This window comes from Paenibacillus sp. FSL F4-0087, assembly GCF_038020215.1.
In the GTDB taxonomy this organism is placed as follows: Bacteria; Bacillota; Bacilli; order Paenibacillales; family Paenibacillaceae; genus Paenibacillus; species Paenibacillus taichungensis.
Genome location: NZ_JBBODJ010000001.1, coordinates 4,070,885 through 4,092,348 on the forward strand (window position 1 = coordinate 4,070,885; position 21,464 = coordinate 4,092,348).

25 protein-coding genes are annotated in these 21,464 nt (G+C 49.1%); 22 read left to right on the forward strand and 3 right to left on the reverse strand.

Annotated elements, in window-relative coordinates:
- Window positions 1–213: 213 nt before the first annotated feature.
- The 18 genes from MHB84_RS18750 to MHB84_RS18835 all read left to right on the forward strand — a co-directional run bounded on the left by MHB84_RS18750 (window position 214) and on the right by MHB84_RS18835 (window position 14,401).
- Window positions 214–1,053 (forward strand): transporter substrate-binding domain-containing protein, encoded by an 840-nt coding sequence (locus MHB84_RS18750; protein ID WP_076290846.1) that lies wholly within the window; start codon window positions 214–216, stop codon window positions 1,051–1,053.
- 26 nt (window positions 1,054–1,079) lie between these two features.
- A complete protein-coding gene (locus MHB84_RS18755; RefSeq protein WP_076290845.1) occupies window positions 1,080–1,823 on the forward strand; it encodes an amino acid ABC transporter permease in 744 nt (247 codons plus the stop codon).
- A gap of 4 nt (window positions 1,824–1,827) precedes the next feature.
- Window positions 1,828–2,538, forward strand: coding sequence for an amino acid ABC transporter permease (locus tag MHB84_RS18760; protein ID WP_076290844.1), 711 nt, complete (start codon window positions 1,828–1,830; stop codon window positions 2,536–2,538).
- The gene (locus MHB84_RS18765; RefSeq protein ID WP_064635771.1) at window positions 2,535–3,287 is read left to right on the forward strand and encodes an amino acid ABC transporter ATP-binding protein; all 753 of its coding nucleotides are present in this window, start codon (window positions 2,535–2,537) and stop codon (window positions 3,285–3,287) included. The genes MHB84_RS18760 and MHB84_RS18765 overlap by 4 nt, the downstream gene beginning before the upstream one ends.
- Window positions 3,288–3,408: 121 nt before the next feature.
- Entirely contained in the window at window positions 3,409–3,696 is a 288-nt protein-coding gene (locus MHB84_RS18770; RefSeq protein WP_024632560.1) for a hypothetical protein, read from the forward strand.
- A 23-nt stretch (window positions 3,697–3,719) separates the two neighbouring features.
- Window positions 3,720–4,058 carry a restriction endonuclease subunit S gene (locus MHB84_RS18775; protein WP_076290964.1) on the forward strand — a complete coding sequence of 113 codons (339 nt, stop codon included), beginning with the start codon at window positions 3,720–3,722 and terminating at the stop codon, window positions 4,056–4,058.
- Window positions 4,055–4,354, forward strand: coding sequence for a hypothetical protein (locus tag MHB84_RS18780; RefSeq protein WP_076290843.1), 300 nt, complete (start codon window positions 4,055–4,057; stop codon window positions 4,352–4,354). Before MHB84_RS18775 ends, MHB84_RS18780 begins: the two co-directional genes overlap by 4 nt.
- A 1-nt stretch (window position 4,355) precedes the next feature.
- Window positions 4,356–4,697: a hypothetical protein gene (locus tag MHB84_RS18785; protein WP_076290842.1), complete on the forward strand. Its 342-nt coding sequence runs from the start codon at window positions 4,356–4,358 to the stop codon at window positions 4,695–4,697.
- A gap of 22 nt (window positions 4,698–4,719) precedes the next feature.
- Window positions 4,720–4,899 (forward strand): hypothetical protein, encoded by a 180-nt coding sequence (locus MHB84_RS18790; protein WP_125477307.1) that lies wholly within the window; start codon window positions 4,720–4,722, stop codon window positions 4,897–4,899.
- Window positions 4,900–4,955: 56 nt separating this feature from the next.
- Window positions 4,956–6,050 carry a CgeB family protein gene (locus MHB84_RS18795; RefSeq protein ID WP_076290841.1) on the forward strand — a complete coding sequence of 365 codons (1,095 nt, stop codon included), beginning with the start codon at window positions 4,956–4,958 and terminating at the stop codon, window positions 6,048–6,050.
- Between the two features lie 63 nt (window positions 6,051–6,113).
- The gene (locus MHB84_RS18800; protein WP_246317951.1) at window positions 6,114–7,253 is read left to right on the forward strand and encodes a CgeB family protein; all 1,140 of its coding nucleotides are present in this window, start codon (window positions 6,114–6,116) and stop codon (window positions 7,251–7,253) included.
- 18 nt (window positions 7,254–7,271) lie between these two features.
- Window positions 7,272–8,909, forward strand: coding sequence for a glycosyltransferase family 4 protein (locus tag MHB84_RS18805; RefSeq protein ID WP_256716884.1), 1,638 nt, complete (start codon window positions 7,272–7,274; stop codon window positions 8,907–8,909).
- 14 nt (window positions 8,910–8,923) lie between these two features.
- On the forward strand, window positions 8,924–10,015 hold the full coding sequence (gene wecB / locus MHB84_RS18810) for a non-hydrolyzing UDP-N-acetylglucosamine 2-epimerase (RefSeq protein ID WP_076290961.1): 1,092 nt from the start codon (window positions 8,924–8,926) through the stop codon (window positions 10,013–10,015).
- Window positions 10,008–10,994 carry a polysaccharide biosynthesis protein gene (locus tag MHB84_RS18815; protein WP_076290840.1) on the forward strand — a complete coding sequence of 329 codons (987 nt, stop codon included), beginning with the start codon at window positions 10,008–10,010 and terminating at the stop codon, window positions 10,992–10,994. The genes wecB and MHB84_RS18815 overlap by 8 nt, the downstream gene beginning before the upstream one ends.
- A complete protein-coding gene (locus MHB84_RS18820) occupies window positions 10,991–11,818 on the forward strand; it encodes a dTDP-4-dehydrorhamnose reductase family protein (RefSeq protein WP_076290839.1) in 828 nt (275 codons plus the stop codon). The genes MHB84_RS18815 and MHB84_RS18820 overlap by 4 nt, the downstream gene beginning before the upstream one ends.
- Window positions 11,800–12,741, forward strand: a complete 942-nt coding sequence (locus tag MHB84_RS18825; protein WP_076290838.1) for an NAD-dependent epimerase/dehydratase family protein — start codon at window positions 11,800–11,802, stop codon at window positions 12,739–12,741. Before MHB84_RS18820 ends, MHB84_RS18825 begins: the two co-directional genes overlap by 19 nt.
- Window positions 12,738–13,454: a glycosyltransferase gene (locus MHB84_RS18830; protein ID WP_076290837.1), complete on the forward strand. Its 717-nt coding sequence runs from the start codon at window positions 12,738–12,740 to the stop codon at window positions 13,452–13,454. Before MHB84_RS18825 ends, MHB84_RS18830 begins: the two co-directional genes overlap by 4 nt.
- 230 nt (window positions 13,455–13,684) lie before the next feature.
- Window positions 13,685–14,401: a glycosyltransferase gene (locus MHB84_RS18835; RefSeq protein ID WP_076290836.1), complete on the forward strand. Its 717-nt coding sequence runs from the start codon at window positions 13,685–13,687 to the stop codon at window positions 14,399–14,401.
- 137 nt (window positions 14,402–14,538) lie between these two features.
- Here the strand turns inward: MHB84_RS18835 and MHB84_RS18840 are convergent, their stop codons facing one another.
- Together MHB84_RS18840 and MHB84_RS18845 are read right to left on the reverse strand one after the other, a co-directional pair.
- On the reverse strand, window positions 14,539–14,712 hold the full coding sequence (locus tag MHB84_RS18840; protein ID WP_170867946.1) for a hypothetical protein: 174 nt from the start codon (window positions 14,710–14,712) through the stop codon (window positions 14,539–14,541).
- On the reverse strand, window positions 14,709–15,947 hold the full coding sequence (locus MHB84_RS18845) for a glycosyltransferase family 4 protein (RefSeq protein WP_076290835.1): 1,239 nt from the start codon (window positions 15,945–15,947) through the stop codon (window positions 14,709–14,711). Before MHB84_RS18845 ends, MHB84_RS18840 begins: the two co-directional genes overlap by 4 nt.
- A gap of 187 nt (window positions 15,948–16,134) precedes the next feature.
- Between MHB84_RS18845 and MHB84_RS18850 the strand changes: the two genes are divergently transcribed.
- Both MHB84_RS18850 and MHB84_RS18855 read left to right on the forward strand, forming a co-directional pair.
- Window positions 16,135–16,482: a hypothetical protein gene (locus MHB84_RS18850; RefSeq protein WP_076290834.1), complete on the forward strand. Its 348-nt coding sequence runs from the start codon at window positions 16,135–16,137 to the stop codon at window positions 16,480–16,482.
- 262 nt (window positions 16,483–16,744) lie between these two features.
- Window positions 16,745–18,232 (forward strand): DHA2 family efflux MFS transporter permease subunit, encoded by a 1,488-nt coding sequence (locus MHB84_RS18855; protein ID WP_076290832.1) that lies wholly within the window; start codon window positions 16,745–16,747, stop codon window positions 18,230–18,232.
- 75 nt (window positions 18,233–18,307) lie between these two features.
- Here the strand turns inward: MHB84_RS18855 and MHB84_RS18860 are convergent, their stop codons facing one another.
- The gene (locus MHB84_RS18860; protein ID WP_175381168.1) at window positions 18,308–19,381 is read right to left on the reverse strand and encodes a glycosyltransferase family 4 protein; all 1,074 of its coding nucleotides are present in this window, start codon (window positions 19,379–19,381) and stop codon (window positions 18,308–18,310) included.
- Window positions 19,382–19,620: 239 nt separating this feature from the next.
- On the opposite strand from MHB84_RS18860, the gene MHB84_RS18865 reads away from it, so the two are divergent.
- Together MHB84_RS18865 and MHB84_RS18870 are read left to right on the forward strand one after the other, a co-directional pair.
- Window positions 19,621–20,751 (forward strand): ATP-binding cassette domain-containing protein, encoded by a 1,131-nt coding sequence (locus MHB84_RS18865; protein ID WP_083679039.1) that lies wholly within the window; start codon window positions 19,621–19,623, stop codon window positions 20,749–20,751.
- Window positions 20,748–21,464: an ABC transporter permease subunit gene (locus tag MHB84_RS18870; RefSeq protein ID WP_076290830.1), complete on the forward strand. Its 717-nt coding sequence runs from the start codon at window positions 20,748–20,750 to the stop codon at window positions 21,462–21,464. Before MHB84_RS18865 ends, MHB84_RS18870 begins: the two co-directional genes overlap by 4 nt.

Genomic DNA, 21,464 nt, shown 5'->3' on the forward strand with positions numbered 1-21,464 from the left:
TTTTGATGTAGGGATTGGTGAAGCATAGAGAAGTTCTATAACGTTATCAGGATGTCCTATTAACATACATATTGCCTAGGTATGATATACGATGCTATTCTTTGTTCAACCTAATTCCGACTATACAAGTGTGAATGGTTAGTTAAATCGAAGATGAGGAATGGGAGTACACATCATATTGGCTGAAATGACAGCCTGTGGAGGAGATCGGGAATGGTTAATCAATGGGGGATTCAGAAATTTCGGACAGCATTGCTGTTCATTACTATGTTGGCGGTACTGGCGGGTTGCAGTTCAGGCAATGCATCGAATGAATCGGATTCCGCATCTGCGTCCGGTCAAGATAAAGTGAAGAAGATCATAGTGGGTACAGGCACTCAATTCCCGAATGTTTGCTTTATTGATGAGAATGGCAAGCTGACGGGATACGATGTAGAACTGATCCGCGAGATTGATAAACGATTGCCAGAATATGAATTCGAGTTCAGTACGATGGAATTCAAAAACCTGCTGCTCAGTCTTGAAACGAAGAAAATAGACCTGATCGCTCACCAGATGGAAGTGAATGAAGAGAGACAGGCCAAGTTCCTTTTTAATGATGAGGCATATAACATTTTTCCTAATAAAATCGTTGTGAGCGAGAAAAACCAGGATGTAAAATCCATCGAGGATCTGAAAGGTAAAAAACTGATTGTTGGCGCTACGAGTAATGCGGCTGTACTGGCTGAGAAATGGAATGCAGCGAACGGGAACGCCATCGACATTGTGTATTCCGGAGCAGGGGAAGATACGAATACCCAAATCAAAACAGGTCGGGTGGATGCAACCATCAGCACGCAGTTTGCCATCGATTATCAGAATAAAGTGGTGAATGCACAGTTAAAGACTGTCGGAGAGGCTCTGTCCAACTCCAAAGTGTATTTCATTCTGAACAAGGATGAGGAAGAACTCAAAACGAAAATTGATGAAGCGCTCAAATCAATCAAGGAAGATGGAACATTGAGCAAATTGAGCACAGAGTGGCTGGGAGCCGATTACACGGTTGAGGAATAGTTCGTTGAGAAAGGTGAGCGACGGTTATGGGTAAATCATTCGATCTGTCATTGGTTCTGGATTTCGTCCCTGAACTGCTGCGATATTTGCATATTACACTGATTGTACTGGGTGGTTCCATTGTGCTCGGTCTGGTGGGCGGTGTGCTTCTGGCGGTTCCGAGGTTATACCGGATTCCGGTGCTGAGCCAGCTCGCGACCCTGTACGTCTCTTTCATGCGGGGCACACCGATTCTCATCAAGTTGTTTCTGGTCTACTACGGATTACCTGAATTGCTCAAGCCTATAGGAGTCGATCTGTCCAGGACTGATCCGCTGGTATTTGTCATCGTGACTTATGCGTTAAGTGATGCAGCGTCCTTTGCGGAAATCTTTCGCGGAGCTGTACGCAGTGTGGACAAGGGACAGACGGAAGCAGCTTATGCGGCGGGCTTGACCACGTTTCAGTCGTTTCGGCGGATTGTGGTTCCGCAGGCACTCATTGTTGCTTTTCCGAATATGGCAAATACGTTGATTGGCTCGTTAAAGGATACGTCACTTGCATTTTCGATTGGGGTTATGGATATGGTGGGCAGGGGGCAAACGCTGATCTCGGCTACATCGCATGCACTTGAAGTGTATATCAGTCTGTCGGTTGTCTACTATGTTATTGTGCTGGTACTTGAAAAAGGATTTGCTGTCGCTGAACGCAGACTCCAGCGTCACGAACGTAAGAAAGAAGTCCGTGGGCCAGCGGTAAGAGCTGAACGCCTGAAACGAATAGCGGGGTGAGCGAATGTCTATTGATTTCAACTTTATCTACACATCTTTTTTCCAGATTCTAAAGGCATTGCCACTGACACTCGTCATTACGATTGTACCGTTGATCGCAGGCTTTGGCGTTGGTCTGGTCACGGCTTTAATTCGAATCTATAAAGTTCCCTGGGTCTACCGAATCGCTGATTTCTATGTCTCGTTTTTCCGGGGGACACCGATGCTGATGCACTTGTTTCTAATCTATTACGGGATTCCGCTGATCATCGACAAGCTTGCAGCCCGTTACGGCTGGGCCTTTCAGTCGTCTTCCATTCCGATTCTGGTGTTTGTGCTATTCGCCTTCTCGTTAACTGCGGGAGCTTATATGTCTGAGATTATCCGTTCCGGCATTCTGGCGGTGGATACCGGGCAGATGGAAGCTGCACATGCCGTGGGCATGAGTACCTCCCAGGCGTTGAGACGCATTATTTTACCTCAGGCTGTTGGTGCGGTTCTACCGAATCTGTGCAGCATGTTTGTTGGTTTCCTGCATGGATCAACTCTTGCATTTACCGTGTCACAGATGGATATTCTCGGCAAAGCGGATGTAGTGGCTTCAGTCAGTCTGAAATTCCTGGAGGCTTTCATTGCTGCCGCATTGATCTACTGGGGTCTGACGGTAATTGCCGAACGAATTACAGCTTTGCTGGAACGCAAAGTTGCCGTGTACAGCAAAGGAGGGGTGTCATGATATCACTGACGAATATACACAAATCTTTTGGTCAGCAGGAAGTGTTGAAAGGTATTGATCTGACTGTGGAGCAGGGGGATGTTGTTGCCATTCTTGGACCGAGCGGATCCGGCAAAACGACATTGCTGCGCTGTGTAAATTTTCTTGAACGTGCCGATGAGGGCAAGGTACAGATCAGCGGGTTAACCGTAGACTGTAAGCATGCCCGCAAACATGACATTGTGCAGTTGCGGCGAAAAACGGCAATGGTGTTCCAGCATTATAACCTGTTCAAACATAAAACGGTGCTGGATAACGTAACGGAAGGGTTAATCATTGCCCAGAAAATGTCCAAAGCAGATGCTCGTGAACGAGCCTTGCGTGTACTTGAACAAGTGGGTCTGTCTGCCAAAATTAATGAGTATCCCAGCATGCTGTCAGGTGGCCAACAGCAGCGGGTAGGCATTGCTCGGGCGCTGGCACTGAATCCAGAGGTAATTCTGTTCGATGAACCAACCTCTGCGCTTGATCCTGAACTTGTAGGTGAGGTGCTGTCGGTCATTCGATCGATTGCCCAGGAAGGCATCACCATGATTGTTGTCACCCATGAAATGGGTTTTGCCCGTGAGGTGGCAAATCGAGTTGTATTCATGGATGGGGGTTCCGTAGTGGAAGAAGGCACACCGGAGGAAGTGTTTGTGCGGCCCAAACAGGAACGTACCCGCCAATTCCTCAGTCGATATTCTTCCGATTGGAGTTATGTCATCTGACGATATAGGCGCAAGCTGGAGTAACTGACGATCCCGGCCCGGCATATGCTGTAGCAGGCAAATGCTGATAGGCCGGGTTTTTCTATGGGTGAAGCAGGCCGTGACGGTAAGGAGGAGGACCATGCAGAGCAAAATCGATGAAATACTCACACATATTGCACATTCTCACCAGCAGGTTGCGCGTGTACTGGATGCCAAACGTCAAGTCGCTGTGCGCATGTCTGAAATCATCAATCATTTGCCGGATATCGAACCGGAGCTGGATGGCGTTGACGGTCTGCTGGACAGCTCGGGACAAATCAACAAAAGCATCATCTCCTATTTGGGAGGCCTGGCAGACCTGGAAGAAGCCGTAGCCGAAACGCTGACCCAGGTGATGCGGGAAATGGCGGATCAAGAGGAAGAATAAGCCCGGAAGGCGGGTGAATGGACATGAGCAGAGAACAAAGTCTCATACTGATGCTGGACGCAGCAGCCAAGATGCAGTGGAATATTGCCCTGATTTTGGAGGCCAAGGCGATTGAAGCCGAGAAGGTAAGGAACTGGGCGTTAAATCATTTGAATGGTGAGGCTTTTCTGACGCATAGCGATCAGGTGGCAGAGCCACTCAAAATGCATGATCAGCTGGTGGAAATACTGGAAGGATTGACCCGAATGGAAACCGGATTATGCAACAACCTGAAGGCCATCATGGTACAGAACGATAGTGAAGAAGGCGGCATGGACGGTGGCATGTTTGGCGGTATGGATATGGGGGATCTCGGAAAATGAGTCTGTTGCGGCGTGAGCAGGAAGCGAAACTGTCCCTCATTGAGTCCATTGCACACAGTCAGCAGGCGCTCGCCCGCATTCTGGACAGTGTGGCCAGCGTGTCTGCCCACTCGGAAGTATCCGCCCGCAGTCTGGCCGAGAACATTCGTTTGCTGAGCCGTTATCAAGAAGAGATGTCCCGGATGGTTACGGGGATTCAATTGGCCCGAATCCAGCATGGGGAGCCTGGTGTGCCATGGCTCAAAGACCCTGGATATGCGATACGCATGGTCCGGAACATACAGGAGGAATGTTGACATGTTAAAGAAGAAAAAAATACGTCTGAGAACCAAAAGAGCTCTGCTTGCTCGCGGGGCCCGTCTGCGTAAAATCCGTAAACTACGTGCGGTCAAAGGCAAACGTGTACTGCACAAACGTACCCTCAAAGGACGCAGTGCGTGGCTCAAAAAAAAGAAACGTGCGGTACGACGGCACCGGAGTGTGAAGCCGGCGCAACCGTTCGTCCCGGCTACCCCTACCGATCCGAACCCGGACAGCGCGTACAGCCAGGGGTACAACGAGGCGTACAACGAGGGATTCAACGCGGGTTTCGCCAAGGGATTCGAGGACGGACATCAGTTGGCTTACAAAGCACAGTAACAGAGTAGGTGTGCATTTTCGGATGACTATAGATGCATGTCCAGTGTATGACGATTGCCCGGGGGGACGGATCCCTCCGGGTTATTTGTATCGCCGCAAAAGCGGACATGCCCGTGCAGGCGGATGTGGAGGGCAGACGCCAATTTTGCGCCTTGCAGGACACCCGTCCATGATGCATCTGACCCCGGGGCATATCCTTTAGAGGGAACACCAATCTCGGGGAGAATCTGAAAGTGGGATCTCCTGAAGGAAGACAGGGTGAAGGATGTGGCAAAACGACGACACCGGCCGCCTACAGAAGCGGAGACGGCTTACCGTGGCGGGTATGCAGAAGGCTGCAGATTTGGCGGCTGTCAGGCCATGATGGAGCGAGTGCAGATGTTTGAGCCGACCGTGCGGAATATGAAAGTGCTGTACATTCCGCAAGGATTCGATGCCATCGATGAAGGCGTCATTGGAGCCTTGCAGCAATCTGTTCGTGAATGTGTTGTCGGATCGCCGGCAAACATGCTGCAGGAAGCCAGCCAGCACAGGCCCGATCTGGTGCTGGTCATGAATGGACTACACGTATTTCCCCCCGATCATCTGGAACAGGTGAATGGTATAAGGGGACTGGGAATTCGAACAGCAGTATGGTTTGTGGATGACCCTTATTTTACCGAAGATACGACAAGCATTTGCCAGCATTATGATGTTGTGTTCACGCATGAGGAAGCGGCTGTGCCGTTCTATACTGCACATGGAGCGGGTCGGGTGGTCTATATGCCACTGGCAGTGAACCCGGGGATGTTTCAGCCAAGGCGTACGGGGCCGCAGCATCAGTATGACATTTGTTTTATCGGTACCGGATTCTGGAATCGAATTGCACTGTTCGACGAGCTGGCTCCTTTTCTGGCGGACAAAAAGGTATTCATTGCCGGCAGTCAGTGGAACCGGCTGAAACGCTTCGACATCATGGGCCAATTTATCCATGAGGGCTGGATTGATCCGGGAGCAACAGTGGATTATTACAATGGCGCCAAAATCGTGATTAACGTTCACCGGACTTGCGAGAATGGGGAAGACAATCGCAATACGCATCATCTTCAAGGTCATTCCATTAATCCGCGGACGTATGAGATCAGCGCCTGTGGCACGATGCAGATAACGGATGCACGCAATGATCTGCCACGCTACTACCGGCCTGGATATGACATCGAGACCTTTACAACCGCGGCTGAACTTCAGCACAAAATCAAATATTATCTGCACCATGAAGAGGAACGGCGAGCCCTAGCTTGGCGTGGTCTGCTTACCACACTGAACCAGCATACGTTCACTCGTCGTATTGCTCAGCTGCTGGAACACGTGTAAATCACTTTCTGCAGAACAGCAAGAGTTAGAGAATCCTATCCCAAAAATAAAAGGAGTGGCGGTATGTCTCTCAAACACCGTAAAACGAGAAAGTCTCATGCACCAGTGCTCAGTCTGGCTGACCAAGCACGCAAAAACGGGCAACATGCCGGATATGATGCGGGTAAGGAAGAAGGATATCTTCGCGGCCGTGCCAACTATATAGTCAATTGTGCACAGGAACCATTGCCTTTTCGACAGATCCACGTCCTTTACGTATCTTCAGGTAAAGGTTTCCCGTACTCTCCACTGGATGAGGCAATCATGGCCACATTACAGGGCATGGTTGCTCAGGTAACTCTTTCCGATCCACGCCAGCCTGTATCGGAAATTGCATTGCAAACCCGGCCTGATCTTGTGCTTGTGTTGGATGGCATGGATATTCCAATGGAGCATCTGGATGCAATTCGGCAAGCAGGCATTCGGACGGCGATCTGGCTTACCGATGATCCGTACTATACGGATATGACGCTTGAGACAGTGCAGCATTTCGACCATGTGTTCACCTTGGAACTGAACTGTGTGGATCTGTATCGGCAGAATGGTTGCCCTTCAGTACACTACCTGCCGTTTGCTGCCTTTACCAACCACTACTTCCCAATTACAACGCCGTCTTCACTCCACCGGGAAGTCAGCTTTATCGGTTCGGCTTACTGGAACCGGGTGTATTTCTTTAATCCGATCATGGCACAGCTGATGTCACACAATACTGTGTTTAATGGCATCTGGTGGGACCGTCTGCCTGACTATGCTGCTTACGGTGAGAAGATTGAATTGGGTCGCTGGATGAGTCCTCAGGAAACGAACGATGTTTATAACGGCACTAAAATTGTCATCAACCTTCACCGTTCCCACGAAGACGATTCCGTCAATAACAACCATGTTAAAATTCCACCAGCCTCTCCGAATCCGAGAACATTTGAAATTGCGGCTTCGACGACCCTTCAATTGACCGATGCACGGGATGATCTGGCACGTTTCTATAAACCAGGTGTAGAAATCGAGACCTACTCTTCCCCTCAGGAGCTGCTTGATAAGGTTGAATACTATCTCACTCATGAGAAAGAGCGCCGTGAGATTGCACTTCGAGGGCTGGAACGGACATTAAAGGATCACACGTATGGAAAAAGAATCAACGAACTGCTGAGTATTATATTCCCTTAATCCTGTCCGGAAGGAGGTGTGCACAGCACCCTGACATTCGTATTCAGGGTCCGTGCAGCCATGGCGACTAAACCCAAACTCATGTTGTTTTCCCATGTGTGCAACACCCGCAGCATTACGGGGGCGGAGAAGCTGCTGCTTCATTTTATGAGGGAAATGGGTACCATCTTCGATTGTGTACTTGTCGTGCCTCAGGAAGGTAAGCTCGCCGGATTTGCGCGGAGGTTCGGTATTCAGGTCAAAATATGTTTCCTGCCGATGCTTCACGGTGTGTACACACCTTACCGGGGAATCGCAACGGATGCAGAACAGCTTCGCCAATCACCAGCCTATCAGGATGTGGTCTCCCTTATCCGGGAGACTGCGCCTGAACTGGTGTTAACGAATACCTGTGTCAACGTGATGCCAGCTGTAGCAGCAAAGTCTCTGCAAATTCCGGTTATCTGGAAGATTACCGAAATTATTCAGGAGAATGAACATACAAACGAGGCTGTACAGATGATTGGTCGTTACTCGGATTGGATCATAGGCATTTCCGAAACGGCAATAACCCCATTCAAACAAGCGGGCATGAGCGACAAACTCACCGTGATTTCCCCAACCTGTGATCCGTCTCTGCCAGCTCCAGATCGATGGGTGCACTTAAGGGAACGCAAACGCAAAGAGCTTGGTTTCAAGCCATCACAGATCTGCATTGGTTACATCTCTTCCTTTATATATGATGCCAAAGGTCTGAAACCTTTTGTGGATATGGCTCTGCAATTGTGCGAAACCCATCCACGCTGCCGTTTCTGGATCATTGGTACATCAGCGGACAAAAAGTACTATGACGAATGTGTATCACGGGTGAAAAAATCCGGCTATTATCGGAGATTTACCTTTACGCCGTTTGAAGAGAACGTATCACTGGCCTATACGGCTATGGATATCGTTGTTATCCCGAGTATGGTCAAAGAAGGATTCGGAATGACCGCGCTGGAGGGGCTTTATTTTGCCAAACCGGTTATCGCATTTGCCCAGGGCGGATTGAAGGAATTGCTGGAATCGGTAGGCAGTGGTGCATTTCTGGCTCCGCCGGGTGATACTCAAGCGCTGTTCACGCTGGCCACAACGTTGTTGAATGATCCTGAACTGGCTTCCGACACCGGATGGCGCAATCGGACAGAAGCGGAAAGGCTCTATGGTATTGAAACCTACAGGGCAAAGTTGCATACGATGGTGACACAGTGGTTAACGCGTTTTCCCGGATGGTTTCCGTATATTCAGCCTCCGAATGGTCCAGTGTACGCATGGGGCGAGGGGCAATTGCGAACCGTGCTGGTTCTGGAACCAGCTACAGTTCGGGCACTTTTATTTCCACTGAATGTGATCCAGACGTTGCCGCTCTCACCGTTACCTCCGCTTGCGATAGGTCAACTTGTCCATGAAGCAACAGACACCCGATCAAACGGCAGAACGGGACGGAGCCGTCACCAGCGATTATCCCATCGCAGTGGGGTTCATGACAGAACGAAACGGGTGACGGGAACAGGTAGAAGGAAGCTGAAGGCGCGTAAAAAGAAACGTGTACGCGTGGGGCAACCGACTGCTCGCAAACGTGCTCCTGGCAAAGCCAGACGAAGCCGGGTACGCCGGAGATTATCCAATAGACGATGAAGGCAGGGATTACGATGAAGATCATGACGGTGCTGGGGACGCGACCTGAAATCATACGGCTCAGCCTGATCATTTCCAAGCTGGACCAGTACGCGTCCAAACATATTCTGGTACACACGGGGCAGAACTTCACGGAAAGTCTCAGCGGTCTTTTCTTCAAGGAAATGGGCTTGCGGGCGCCGGACTACGTCCTTCAGGATGAAGCGGCCTCGTTGGGTCGGCAGTTATCCTCGATGTTTACGCAAATGGAAGATTTATTAAATCAGGAGCAACCGGATAAAGTGCTGCTGCTCGGCGATACGAACAGTGCATTATGTGCTGTGTTGGCTGAACGGATGGGCATACCCGTCATTCATATGGAAGCGGGCAACCGATGTTTTGATCTGGATGTGCCTGAGGAGAAAAATCGCCGGGTCATCGACGCCATTTCAACCATTAATATGCCTTATACCGAACAGAGCAAGAAACATTTGGTTAGTGAAGGGGTTCCCAGTCGACGAATTGTGCTGACAGGCAATCCGATCTATGAAGTGATGCGTCACTACGACACACAGGTGAGTACCAGCAAAATATTGAAAAAATTGAAGCTGAAGTCCGGGCAATATTTTTTGGTTACGGCCCATCGGGCAGAGAATGTTGATCACCCTCCTCATTTGCTGGAGATCATGAAAGGTTTGAACCAGGTTGCTGAAGAACATGCCATGCGAGTCATATGCAGCATTCACCCTCGAACGGCTATTCGAATTGCCGAGCATCTGCAACTGGAGATGCACCCGCTGGTGGAATTTCACGAACCATTCGGTTTTTTCGACTTCGTGATGCTGGAACGACATGCACGCTGTGCACTTACGGACAGTGGTACCGTACAGGAGGAGTGCTGCATTATGGGTGTGCCTACGGTAACCATGCGTCGCACAACAGAACGACCGGAGACGGTGGATTGCGGCAGCAACGTGGTCTCAGGTCTGGATGCGGAGCGTATTGCGGGCTGTGTGAAAGTAATGATCGAAATGTCAAACGACTGGGATTGTCCACAAGGCTACAAAGCAACCGATGTATCCAGTAAAGTGGTCAAATTTCTGCTTGGAGGGAAAATGCATGTTTGAAAATAAGCGTATACTCGTAACTGGCGGTACGGGATCATGGGGTTATGAACTTGTGGCTCAACTGTTGCCCCAGCAGCCCAAGGAGATTATTGTATACTCCCGGAATGAGTCCAGCCAAGTGGCGATGAGCCGTGAATTCGAAGACCCGCGTCTTCATTTTCGCATTGGTGATATTCGAGACAAGGAAGCGTTGACGGTTGCCTGTCAACAGGTGGATTATGTGTTTCATCTCGCAGCGCTCAAGCATGTTCCAGTGTGTGAAGATCAACCCTACGAAGCACTCAAAACCAATGTGATCGGCACACAAAATGTCATCGAAGCTGCAATTGAAAATAATGTGGAAAAAGTCATTTACATCTCGACCGACAAGGCCGCTAATCCATCCAATTTCTACGGCATGACTAAGGCGATCGGAGAGAAGTTGATCGTATACGCCAATCTGCTCCACAGCAATACGCGATTTGTCACTGTACGTGGTGGCAATGTACTTGGAACGAATGGCAGTGTTGTGCATTTGTTCAAAAATCAGATTCGTCAGAAAGGTCAAGTTTCCATTACCGACATGAACATGACGCGGTTCTTTCTGACCTTGAAAGATGCCATCACCTTGCTTTTCAAAGCATCGGTGGAAAGCGTGGGTGGCGAGATTTTTGTTATGACCATGCCGACGTGCAAAATTGTGGATCTCGCTGAAGTGTTGATTGAGGATTCAGGTGTGGAGAATGTGTCCATTGTGGAGCGTGGCACCCGGCCAGGCGAGAAGATTCATGAAATACTGATGAGTGAATTCGAGAGCATGACAACCGTTGTATACGATGAGCAATATCTGGTGATCTTGCCTACACTCGGCATACCGGGGTTGAAGGAGCATTATACGAATTGTCCTCCAGTATCCTTCAGCAGCTTCAGTTCTGAGCATCAGCTAATGACCAAACAGGAGATTCGTGACATTCTGCAACGCGGAGGATTTCTGTCATGAAGCTGCTGATACTTGGGGGGAACGGAATGGCCGGCCATATTTTGGTCGACTATTTCCGCCGTCAAGGCGTGCATAGCGTTTTCTACACGACCCGTGATGTATCGGACCCTAATGGTCTTCTGTTGGATGTAAATGACTGCTTTATGGTCGACCGTCTGGTGGAGGTGGTGCATCCGGATGTCATCATTAACGCAGTGGGTGTTTTGAACAGCTTTGCAGATGAAGACAAAATTACCGCTTATCACATTAATGGATTTCTGCCACATCGTTTGCGGCGGGTTGCCGACACGATCGGCGCACGCCTAATTCACATCAGTACAGATTGTGTGTTTAGTGGGGATCGAGGGGCGTACCGAGAGGATGATGTTACCGATGGAACATCTGCCTATGCAATCACAAAAGCATTGGGTGAAGTTCAGGATGCTGGACATCTGACGATTCGCACGTCCATTATTGGACCTGAAATTCGGAAGGGTGGCATCGGTCTGATGCATTGGTTCATGTCCACTACAGGGGAAGTTGGCGGATATACACGTGTCTTCTGGAATGGGGTAACCACCCTTGAATTGGCCAAATGGGTAGATCATTATCTGTCGTCCCCGCTTAGCGGTCTGATTCATTTGGCTCATCCGAAACCTGTCAGCAAGCATGATCTGCTTCTCCTGTTCCAACAGACATGGAATAAGCAGGATGTTGTTGTCGTACCGGATGATAGCGTAGTGCAGGATCGTACGCTGGTGTCCACACGTGAGGACGTGAAGACAGACCTTCCGGATTATTCTACAATGCTGAAGGAGCTGGCATTATGGATGGAGCAGAGCTGACAGGCAAAAAGGTGCTGATCACAGGTGCGTCCGGTTTTACCGGACGGCATGCGGTCGCTTATTTCCGGGCAGCTGGTGCAGTAGTTACAGCGGTGGTCAGGCGAGTCGAAGTGCATTTGTTCGGCGATGGTGTAGCTGTGCATGTCTGTGATCTGAATGATAAACAGCAAGTTCGTCATTTGATTGACGAGGTGAAACCGGACTATGCCTTGCATCTCGCAGGCAAAAATTCGGTGCCGGAGTCCTGGTCCGATCCGCTACTAGTATTGGAGACCAATGTGATGGCTGTACTGTATCTGCTAGATGCTCTCCGGAGCTGCCCAGCGGCACGGACCGTTATTGTAGGTTCCCGGTTAAAATACACACCTGAACCCGGTCGGCCTCCGCACCCTCCCCACCCGTACAGTCTCAGCAAAGCACTGGAGGAGATGGTGTCGCTGTCGTGGATGTCCCTCTTTGGACAGCAAATTATGCTGGCAGAGCCGGGCAATCTGATCGGTGCAGGTCCTTCAACAGGGATATGTTCGCTGCTGGCACGTCATGTTGTCGCCTGTGAACAGGAAGGTAAAACGGAGCCTTTCCGTCTATCTGGCCGGGATAATACCCGTGATTTTCTGGATGTACGGGATGCGGTTCGGGCCTACGCAACCTTGCTTGTTCAGGGTACGTCAGGCACCGTTTACCCCGTCGTATCGGGCAAAGAGAGAAGCCTGGGTGAAATAGCGGATACGCTGCTGACCATGACTGAAGCGAAAGTACCCGTACGCTGGGACGGAGCTTCTTCTGGTCCGGACGGCGCTGGAGAGCAGGAGGAGATGTCACTGCTGCGCAAGTTGGGCTGGCAGCCACTGATTCCTTTTGCCCAATCTCTTCAGGACATTCTGAGCGATGTTCGTACTCAGCAAGGGAGGTCCACTGGATGAATCCAAGAGTGTCCATTGTCATTCCGTTTTACAATTGTCCATATGTGCCTCAAGCGATTCAAAGTGCGATGAACCAGACGTATCCCGATGTGGAAATCATTATCGTCAACGATGGCTCCACCCGGCATGCGGATCTGCTTCAGCCTTATCTTCCATACATTAATGTTCTGGGCAAAAGTAATGGCGGCACAGCTTCAGCTCTGAATCACGGCATCCGTCATGCCTCCGGGGACTATGTCGCCTGGCTGAGTTCGGATGACCTCTTATATCCGGATAAGATTCGTCATCAGGTTGAATTTATGCAACGGGAGAATGTGCTCATCTCACATACCAACTTTAATTACATTAATGAGCATTCAGCGGTGACCAAGTTAAACGGGGGAGCAGAACCGGTGGCCGAACCGGAGTGGCTGCGCCTCTTCGTATACGGCAATCCGGTGAACGGCTGTACTGTGATGATTCGCAAGGATCTCTTTAGTGGGGTGGGTCTGTTCAATGAACTGTTGCCTTATACGCATGATTTGGATCTATGGATGCGTATTTTGCTGAACGGCCATCGGTTTCCATATCTGAACGAATCGCTTACGGCATATCGACGGCATGGGGGAATGGGGACAGTACGCCATGCGGATGCCATCGGTCGGGAGGCCTCCATGGTATGGTCCAGATATCGGGAGCCTTTGTTGCAGCGGATTGCTGCCATGGGGGGATAAAGAACTTTGGTGGGGGTTATGGAGGCCGCAAGTTGGCCGAATAACGCCCTCTTTATTTATATGCATTTCTATCAGAATCTTACTGATGGAAAGCCACTCTTTGGATTAATGCAAAATGCTCATATACGTAATTTATGAGTCGTTATGCAACAGATGCCCGATACCTAACGGATCTATCCTCATATAATAGGGAGAATGGTAATATTCACGCGGAGAAAGGGGAGGACCGAATGGAGCCCAAGGTATCAATTGTCATTCCTTTTTATAATTGTGCGTATATCGAGCAGGCTGTTCACAGCGCCATTCACCAGACGTATCCGCATATTGAGGTCATTGTGGTGGATGACGGCTCTACGAAGCATGTGGAGCGGCTGCAACCATTCATGGATCGCATTCACTATATTCGAAAAGAGAATGGTGGAACAGCAACCGCGTTAAACGAGGGAATCAAACAGGCGACAGGTGATTACTTTGTCTGGCTCAGCTCCGATGATGTGATGTTGCTGGACCGGGTAGAGAAACAACTGAAGTTCATGCTTGACGTCAAGGCTTCGTTCTGTCACGGTGCCTATCATTATGTAGATGCGAACAGCGAATGGATGGACACGGTGAGACCAGAAGTAGGGAGTCGTCTGGAGATGCTTCAGGTGCTGACCGAAGGTTGCCCAATCAACGGTTGCACGGTGATGCTTGAGATGGATGCATTTCGAAAGTTCGGCATGTTTGACACCGATTTTCGCTACACGCATGACTATGAGATGTGGCTGAGACTGTTTCCGCTCTATGAGCTGTTCTATTACAATGAGCCACTGATGTGTTATCGGGTTCATGAATCAATGGGAACCAAGAAACACTTTGAGGTATTGAAAGCCGAGATGGAACTTGTTCAAGCGAAGCATCGGCCCGTATTACTCAATCTGCTGCAGGTTGGCGGTTACTGGAAGTAGATGTGACAAGTGATGGAAGAAACCACGAATAGCTAGCTAGTGAACCACAAGAAAAAGAGGGTATTCGGTTGCCGTAAAGTGATTACGGCATGAACGAATATCCTCTTGTTTGTTCCTGTTTGTATAGTTACTTGACTCTAATTTTTTTCGGAAGTGAGTATGTGCATGGTTGCCGGATCAGGAAAAACGTATCCTTTGGGCAGCTTCCTCATTAATTCGTTCATTACAGCGTAATCCACCTCGATATGCGTCGTCGACACAGGGGTGGAGAACCAACGATTATACAAATCACTAGGGACGAGCAGTGTCATATTCTCTGACCTCCCAACTGAATGGCTTCCTGATAGACATGCAGCGTGCGCAACCCCATCTCCTCCAGTGAACGATGTTGTTCAGCCCATGCTTTGGCTGCTGCTCCTACCTTTGCACGGGTAGCATCATCCTGCAGAAGGGCATTTAACAGTGCACTAAGGGCTTCGACATCCTGTGGTGGAACGACCCAACCAGTATGTTCAGGCTGCACCATCTCAGGCATGCCTGCCGTACCGCTGACAATGACAGGCAATCCGGCGAGCTGAGCCTCTGTAACCGAGAAAGGCTGCGTATCCTGCAAGCTGGGCTGTACATAAATGTCAGCATGGCGTAGGAATGAAGGGATGTTGTCGAGTTTCCCCCAGAAAACGATGTCAGCACCTACCCCAAGATCATTGGCTAGGGAGCGCAAATCCTCCATCAGATTGCCTTCCCCAGCAATCCAGCAGACCCAATCCGAGCGATTCTTCTTAAGGCTGGAGAGTGCTTTGACCAGAATATGAACCCCTTTGATGTGCTCCAGTCTGCCCGTAAAGGCGATCACTTTTTTGCCCGCTGTCTTCCTCTGACGGAACTTGACTGCTGCTTGGGCACGGTAGGCCGGAATATCTACAGCATAAGGAATAATTCGAAATTTGGACTCGGGAACATGGAGGTCCGTAAGTGTGCTCTTAATCCAATGGCTGGAGACCAGAATAAGCTGGGATTGTTCAGCGCTTCGCTCTTCCAGTGACAGAAAGTAACGTCCGCGTTTGGATTGCAAGTATTCGGGAAGTGTGAGCTTCGCGTTAGAGTTCTGAGCATCGTAAAAGGCTTCGCGCGCAAGCGCCCCGTGATAACTCGTTACCATGGGTGTGTTGCGGTTTAATATACGTCTCATTGCAACTGCTGCTACCGGGTCCTGCGCATGGATGACATCATAATGATCAACGCCGAGATAGGCAGCTCCCATCTCAAAGGCATACCTGTTCAATTCATAATAAGCCACGAGAGAATCGGCAGTGAATTGAGGCAAATCTGTCGGATTAAGCTTGGCTTGAAGCATGGGCCATACCTTATCTTTGGAGAAGGAACGATTGAGATTGCGAATGTACACTTCATTTTTGGCTCCGTTGGTGCCCATAATATCCACCTCTACGCCAAGAGCCATCAGCCTGTCAGCCAGCTGTTTCACATATGTCCATATTCCACCCATCTGTGTAAGCTCCCAATAAGTCACGAGCAGAACTCTCATAGGTACCTCCTTGTCACGGCCTGTACAGGCCGATCTTCTATCCTGTTAGTTTATGAAAAAAAGCAGACAAAAGGGTGGGCATTTCGTTGGAATTAATTAAAATGGGTGATTGCAAATAGCAATGGACGAGAGCAGGCATACCATATCTAGAGAAAGGTTCAACTCTGCTTTAGAGGAGGGATATACCGTGGCCGCATATGTACTGGAGATTCACGAAAACTTGCTGCAAACCGTTGTACCGGTGAGATATATGGACATTGAATTGTCATTTGTGGGAAATGACGATGTGGATATCTTTGTCGGAGGAATCAGTCACACCCGTGGGGAGTTGTATCGCTATCTTTGCCGGATTGGGGCTGACACAGGAAATCACATTATTCATAATCTCGCGGTCTCATCCGATCCGTGCGAACTGCGCATCATTAGCAACAGTTCTATACCAAGTCATCTGGTTATTCGAATATACTGCAGAAGTGACCAAGGCCAGACCTTGGGTATACTTTCGGAGCATCAGATGATCAAATTGGCAGATTAGCAAAGGTCACCATAATGAGCATCGATTAACCAATGGGGTGGGGCAGGAGAAAACCTGGTCCATTTTTTGGCATACATACGTGATTCGTTATCCAATAAAAAATAGCTTGACAGCAAAGGTATTTTCATTAGAATTAACCTATGCTTAAACAAAAGTTTAAAACGACGGTTTAAAACAAGGGTTTGAAACGTCGTGAATATAAGGCCGATGGAGAGACACATACAAAGATAATGCCTCCAGGCCGGAAAAGAGAGTGGAGAGAGTGAAACAACAAACAGCAGTGCCCCAGGACCCGGCGGAGTTCTCAATTAAAACGATTATTCTGCCGCTACTGGCTATTATTGTTGGGATGATTATGGTCATCTTGGACAGCACGGTGGTTAACGTGGCAATTCCGAATCTGGTTCAATATTTTGAGACCGATTTGAAGACCATTCAATGGACGGTTACAGGATATACGTTGGCCTTGTCAGCCGTCATTCCGCTGGCGGGATGGTTGACCGACCGATTTGGTGCCAAAAGAGTATTTCTGTTCACGATCGCGATGTTTACTCTGGGTTCAGTCTTGTGTTCGATTGCGCAATCTCCTGAACAATTGATTATTTACCGTATCATCCAAGGGCTTGGCGGAGGTATGGTTGCGCCGATTGGTATGGCGATGGTATTCCGTCTGGCTCCTCCTGAAAGAAGAGGTTCTATCATGGGTATGCTCGGGATTCCGATGCTGTTGGCCCCTGCGCTGGGTCCGGTATTATCCGGCTGGTTCATTGAGTCATTCAGCTGGCACTGGATCTTCCTGATCAATCTGCCGATTGGTATTGCCGCGTTTATTCTATGTATCAAATTCCTGCCGGATACGGATCGTGGACGCACGCCTGCGCTTGATCTGCTTGGTATGATTCTGGCACCAATCGCATTCTCGATGCTCGCATACGGTGTAAGTGAAGGCGGAACAAGCTGGACGTCTGCAACAACACTGACAGGTGTGATTGTCGGAGGCGTAGCGCTGATCTTATTCGTTATCGTGGAGCTTCGTCACAAAAATCCGCTGTTGGAACTTCGGGTGTTCAAATCATCTGATTTCACACGGGGTATTATTCTGGCATGGGTATCACAAGTCGCTTTATTTGGTGCAATGATTTTGATTCCACTTTATCTGCAACAAATTAAAGGCTATACTGCATTGGAAACAGGGCTCATTCTGCTCCCGCAGGCGCTGGCTTCGGGTGTGGGTATGCCGCTTGGTGGACGTTTGTTTGATAAAATTGGTGCAAGACCACTCGCTTTCGTGGGTCTGGGTATCATCTCGGGTGCACTGTTTATTCTGTCATCGATTACGGCGGAAACGGGCCTTGGCCTGATCATTCTTAGCCTTGTCATGATGGGATTGGGTATGGGTTTCTCCATGATGCCACTCAATACGCATGTACTGAATGCTGCTCCACGTAAGCTGGTAGGTCGGGTTACCCCGCTTACTGCTGCTGCACAACAAGTGGTTGTGTCCTTTGCAGTTGCCGGCTTGACCGGATTCCTGACCTCCCATATTGCAAGCAATACAGCTGGAGCTACTGATGCTACAAGTGTGGTGAATGGCTTAGTGGCTGGTTTCAACGATACCTTCTTCCTGGCAGCGTGTATTGCCTTGTTTGGATGCCTGCTTAGTCTGATCCTGCGCAAACCAAAACGGATGGAGGAAGAATCCCTTCAAACAGGGGATCAGCCTGATCCTGCAATGATGATGGGACACTAATTCTTATAATCTGATTTCATGAATTTAATGTTTAGGCAGTTCAGAGCATCTTTCTGAACTGCCTTTTTGTTTTGTTTAAAAGAAAATGCTCAAGGCAGTCATCATTTCCCGAAATGAAGTGGCGTATCGGTCAGGGGAGAAGGAGATGGCCATATGCTGTCTGCCTTGAATGCGTATATATTCCCGCAGCTTTTTGTTGCGCATAAGGTCTACCGCTTCAGATACAGCGGTTTTCACGTTGCCTATCGGATAGAATTTTCCTGTTCGGTTATGAGTAATAAAGGACCTTACGCCATCCGAATCGGTACTGAGAACCGGGCATCCGCAGCTGATGGCTTCAGCAACGGCGTATCCAAAGCCTTCAAGTAGGGATGTGGACAGCATGATACCCCCGGAAGCTGCAACCATGGAGTAGAATGTAGGCATCTGGGAATGGGGCACGTTGATAAAGATGCCAATCCGATCTTCAAGCCCGTATTCTGCAAGCATGTGACGGAACATGACCTCGTCCTCCGGATTAGCCAAGGTCGGATCATGGAAAAACCATAGTCTGGCTTTTGGAATTTTTTTAATGATTTCGCTGGATATCATCAAATACTCCCGCCAGTTTTTATTGTGTTCGAGCCTTCCTACCCATGCAAGTACCGGATAGGGAGGAGTATCCACCGAAATTGGGGCAAAGGTATTGGTATCCAGCATATTGGGAATGACAAACCGGTGAAGCCAAGGGCACATATGAATGAACAGCTCCAGTAAATGATCTGTTGGAGGAATGACCGCAGCATTACAGTGGGCTTGAAGATAAGGTACTCCCATCTGAATGGTTTCCATAGCCTGTTCACGCGTACCGAGTCCCTGTGCTTCATAGATAATGCGTCCTTTATACCCGAGGGCTCTTAATCTGCCCGGCATGGCAATATCGGAGGTAACAATAATGGCATCATAACGATGATGATGAATCAAACTGTGAATTTCCTCATCACTGGAAGCGGTGAAGACCGGCGTGCTGGTATTGTTCTGCATTCCCGAGCCAGGGTACAGATACAATACATGCGCTTCGATGCCATGGCGTTGCAGAACGGCTGTACGCAATCGGTTTAAAGTATCCACACCGCCGCTTGGAACAAAAAATGTGAATAGTACTTTCACACGGTTCACCCTCTGACTTTTGTGCAGGTGCTCATGCCCCTGTACTGTAAGGTACGTTGCCTCAGAGTGCAGGGTGTGGGTGAATGAAGTGATGTTCACATTTTAGACACATATTTTTAAGCTCTCTTTTAAGTGACATTAAGCTGCATTTAGGATACAACACGTAAGATACAAGGAACTTCCCGTGTTGACCATCTGAAGAAAGCGATGATGGCACACGGGTATTTTAACGGGAAAGGATGAATGATGTGCTCGAAGTGAAACAGGTCAGCAAAGTATTTGATGGGCGGCGCGGCGTGCATCAACTGGATTTCACAATGGAGCGCGGTGAGATTGTTGGATTTTTGGGACCGAATGGTGCCGGAAAAACCACAACGATGCGAATGATTACGGGCTATTTGCATCCTACGGCAGGCTCCATTGCAGTGGATGGCATATCAGTGCACGATCAGGGCAGAAACGTTCGTTCCAAGATCGGCTATCTGCCGGAAACACCGCCGCTTTATCCAGATATGACGGTACAGTCGTATTTGAAGTTCGTCGCTAATCTGAGGGATGTCCCGACCCGTGAAGTGAAATTGCGGATCAGTGAGATGGTCAGCAGGCTGGGTCTTCAAGGTCGCGAAAAGCAATTGGTTCGCGGACTGTCCAAAGGGTACAAGCAGCGTCTGGGTCTGGCTGGAGCCATTATTCACAAACCGGATCTGCTCGTGCTGGATGAGCCGACTTCAGGACTCGATCCAAATCAGATTATGGAGATACGGGATCTGATCCGTGAACTAGGTGAGAATCATACAGTGCTGCTCAGTACACATATTTTGCCGGAAGTGAGCACGCTTTGTAATCGGATGTTGATTATTAATCAGGGTCAGCTCGTATTGGATGGTTCACCGCAGCATTTTGGCTCAGCAATGGGGGATCAGTTTAAGGTATCTATTGAAGTGAAGGCAACAGAGCAGCAATTACATAATGTGCTGACACCATGGGAGGAGGTACGGAGCGAAGTCATTCAAGCAGCGGATGGACAGGCATCCAATGGTTCTGCTGATACGGTTAAAATGCTGCTTACCGGCGAATCTTCCGAAGATTTCCGGGAGGAACTATTCTACCTTTTGTCTGGTGCAGGCTTGCCGATCCTGGAGATGAAGAAAGAAAATCTTAGTCTGGAACAAATTTTCCTGAAGCTTACCACAACGGAAACGGAATCCGAAGTGGAACTGGCAACACAGGAGACTGAAACTGATAAAGTGCAGCTCGCCAATCATGCGACAGATGAAGAGGCCAATTTGGGCACGACGTCAGATCTGAAGCAATCGACTAGTTCCGAGAGCACTTCATCTGATTCCCACACAGGGGAGGGTTCCAAATGAGACGAATGATGGCGGTTTGCAATAAAGAACTGCAGGCATATTTCCTGTCACCGACCTCGTATTTCGCTTTTGCCGTATATGTACTGATGACAAGTTTGCTGTTCTATTCCAGCTTTGTGTATTACCAGCCAAGCATTGTAGATTATCGTCTGGTGCTGGGGGACACGTTATCCATGCTGCTATTTGTGGTGCCGTTGCTGACGATGCGTCTGGTGGCAGAGGAATTCCGGCAGGGCACGGACGAATTGTTGTTGACTTCACCTGCACGGGTGACCGAAATTATTTTCGGTAAATATTTGGCGTCACTCGCCATTCTTGTTGTACTTATTCTGTGCAGTCTCGTTTACCCGTTTATTATGTCCTTCTTTGGTGAACTGGATCTGACATCCGTATGGTTGTCTGCACTGGGTCTCTTTTTCCTGGGCGGAAGCATGATGGCGATTGGATTGTTTGCTTCCACGTTATCTCAGCACCAGATGGTGTCTGCGGTAGCCGGTTTTATTATTTTGCTCGTATTGTGGATGCTTGATTCATTTGCAGGCAATTCCGGATCTGCGTTACAACAATGGCTGGACCCGTTTGCGTTGACGAACCGGTTTGACAGCTTCACGAAGGGTGTACTTAGCGGCCCAGATATATTGTATTACGTGACGCTCTCAGGTGTGTTTCTGCTGTTAAGCATTCAAATTGTGGAACGGAAGCGGTGGAGGTGA

Coding starts and splice junctions, on each gene's coding strand:
- MHB84_RS18840 (WP_170867946.1), bottom strand. CDS start 14,712: ATGACACTGCTCGTCCCTAGTGATTTGTATAATCGTTGGTTCTCCACC.
- MHB84_RS18865 (WP_083679039.1), top strand. CDS start 19,621: ATGAATGATGTGCTCGAAGTGAAACAGGTCAGCAAAGTATTTGATGGG.
- MHB84_RS18785 (WP_076290842.1), top strand. CDS start 4,356: ATGTTAAAGAAGAAAAAAATACGTCTGAGAACCAAAAGAGCTCTGCTT.
- MHB84_RS18765 (WP_064635771.1), top strand. CDS start 2,535: ATGATATCACTGACGAATATACACAAATCTTTTGGTCAGCAGGAAGTG.
- MHB84_RS18845 (WP_076290835.1), bottom strand. CDS start 15,947: ATGAGAGTTCTGCTCGTGACTTATTGGGAGCTTACACAGATGGGTGGA.
- MHB84_RS18800 (WP_246317951.1), top strand. CDS start 6,114: ATGTCTCTCAAACACCGTAAAACGAGAAAGTCTCATGCACCAGTGCTC.
- MHB84_RS18870 (WP_076290830.1), top strand. CDS start 20,748: ATGAGACGAATGATGGCGGTTTGCAATAAAGAACTGCAGGCATATTTC.
- MHB84_RS18815 (WP_076290840.1), top strand. CDS start 10,008: ATGTTTGAAAATAAGCGTATACTCGTAACTGGCGGTACGGGATCATGG.
- MHB84_RS18755 (WP_076290845.1), top strand. CDS start 1,080: ATGGGTAAATCATTCGATCTGTCATTGGTTCTGGATTTCGTCCCTGAA.
- MHB84_RS18775 (WP_076290964.1), top strand. CDS start 3,720: ATGAGCAGAGAACAAAGTCTCATACTGATGCTGGACGCAGCAGCCAAG.
- MHB84_RS18835 (WP_076290836.1), top strand. CDS start 13,685: ATGGAGCCCAAGGTATCAATTGTCATTCCTTTTTATAATTGTGCGTAT.
- MHB84_RS18780 (WP_076290843.1), top strand. CDS start 4,055: ATGAGTCTGTTGCGGCGTGAGCAGGAAGCGAAACTGTCCCTCATTGAG.
- MHB84_RS18760 (WP_076290844.1), top strand. CDS start 1,828: ATGTCTATTGATTTCAACTTTATCTACACATCTTTTTTCCAGATTCTA.
- MHB84_RS18830 (WP_076290837.1), top strand. CDS start 12,738: ATGAATCCAAGAGTGTCCATTGTCATTCCGTTTTACAATTGTCCATAT.
- MHB84_RS18770 (WP_024632560.1), top strand. CDS start 3,409: ATGCAGAGCAAAATCGATGAAATACTCACACATATTGCACATTCTCAC.
- MHB84_RS18825 (WP_076290838.1), top strand. CDS start 11,800: ATGGATGGAGCAGAGCTGACAGGCAAAAAGGTGCTGATCACAGGTGCG.
- MHB84_RS18790 (WP_125477307.1), top strand. CDS start 4,720: ATGACTATAGATGCATGTCCAGTGTATGACGATTGCCCGGGGGGACGG.
- MHB84_RS18820 (WP_076290839.1), top strand. CDS start 10,991: ATGAAGCTGCTGATACTTGGGGGGAACGGAATGGCCGGCCATATTTTG.
- MHB84_RS18750 (WP_076290846.1), top strand. CDS start 214: ATGGTTAATCAATGGGGGATTCAGAAATTTCGGACAGCATTGCTGTTC.
- wecB (WP_076290961.1), top strand. CDS start 8,924: ATGAAGATCATGACGGTGCTGGGGACGCGACCTGAAATCATACGGCTC.